The organism is Saccharopolyspora sp., from assembly GCF_017434145.1.
Lineage (GTDB): Bacteria > Actinomycetota > Actinomycetes > Mycobacteriales > Pseudonocardiaceae > Saccharopolyspora_C > Saccharopolyspora_C galaxeae.
In genome coordinates, this window is record NZ_JAFRFW010000247.1 from 1 (window position 1) to 1,567 (window position 1,567).

General features: G+C 70.4%; 1 protein-coding gene. It reads left to right on the forward strand.

The genetic code is table 11. The features are described from left to right. Positions 1-405: 405 nt before the first annotated feature. Positions 406-1,567, forward strand: a 1,162-nt coding sequence (gene hflX / locus IJH84_RS06925; protein ID WP_295141664.1) for a GTPase HflX, incomplete at its 3' end; no start/stop codon positions are given.

A 1,567-nucleotide genomic window follows, 5' to 3' on the forward strand; every position in this document is an offset into this window, starting at 1 on the left:
CTGCGCGCCGAAAAGCGTCTCGTCGAGGTCCTGGGCGGCAGCGTTCAGGTCGAGGTCACGGAGCGGACCACGCTGCTCACCGGCCCGGCGGTCCTCGTCGGCGGGGGCAGGCTCGGCGTGGAGTGGTGGCGTCAAGCCGAGATCGGCTGACCGCGCGGAGTGCCCGGCCCGGGCCGATTTTCGAGGGTGAAAACCGGTCGCGAAGCGTGGGACAATGGAACCGATATGAAGAAATCCGCACTGTGGTCATCCGAGGCGAGCCTCGACCCGGAGGTCGCCCGCGCAGCAGCCGGCACGGACGAGCCCGGCGGTCAGCCGCTCGACGCCGACGAGTTTTCCGTTCATGATCCGGCCCTTGACTTCGCCGCCTCCAGAGCCGCGGACACCGCCCCTTCAAGCGGTGAGATGCAGCGGGACGAACGCGCCTCGCTGCGCCGCGTGGCGGGGCTGTCCACCGAGCTCTCCGACATCACCGAAGTCGAGTACCGGCAGTTGCGGCTGGAGCGCGTCGTGCTCGTCGGGGTCTGGACCGAGGGTGACGCGGTGCACGCCGAAGCCTCGCTGGCCGAGCTGGCCCGGCTCGCCGAAACAGCCGGTTCCGAGGTGCTCGAGGGACTCGTGCAGCGCAGGCAGCGGCCCGACCCGGCGACCTATGTCGGTGCGGGCAAGGTCAAGGAACTGCGCGACGTCGTGGTCGCTACCGGCGCGGACACCGTCGTCTGCGACGGCGAGCTGGCGCCCGGCCAACTCCGGCAGCTCGAGGACAAGCTCAAGGTCAAGGTCATCGACCGGACCGCGTTGATCCTGGACATCTTCGCCCAGCACGCCAGCTCCAAGGAGGGCAAGGCGCAGATCGAGCTTGCCCAGCTGCAGTACTACATCACCCGCCTGCGCGGCTGGGGCGAGAAGATGTCCCGGCAGGCCGGTGGCGCCACCGGCGGCGTCGGCACCCGCGGTCCCGGTGAGACCAAGCTGGAGACCGACCGCAGGCGGATCCACAAGCGGATCAGCAAGCTCCGCAAGGAACTGGCCGCGATGCGCACCGTCCGCAACACCAAGCGCGGCAGGCGCGAGGCCAGGCAGGTCGCCGGAGTGGCCATCGCCGGCTACACCAACGCGGGCAAGTCCAGCCTGCTCAATGCGCTCACCGACGCAGGCGTGCTGGTGGAGGACGCGTTGTTCGCCACCTTGGACCCGACCACCCGCCGCGCGGAGACCCCGGACGGACGGGCTTACACGCTCACCGACACCGTCGGCTTCGTCCGGCACCTGCCGCACCAGCTCGTGGAGGCGTTCCGCTCCACGCTGGAGGAGGTCACCGGCGCTGACCTGCTGGTGCACGTGGTGGACGGTTCGGAGCCCGAACCGCACGACCAGGTCGCCGCGGTGCGCCAGGTGGTCTCCGACATCGCCGCGGAGCACGGCGCGCCGGTTCCGGAGGAACTCCTGGTGGTGAACAAGACCGACCAGGTCGACGCCACCCGGATCGCCGAGCTGCGCAGGCTGCTGCCCGGCGCGATGTTCGTCTCCGCGCACACCGGTGCGGGAATCGCCGCGCTGCGCGAGC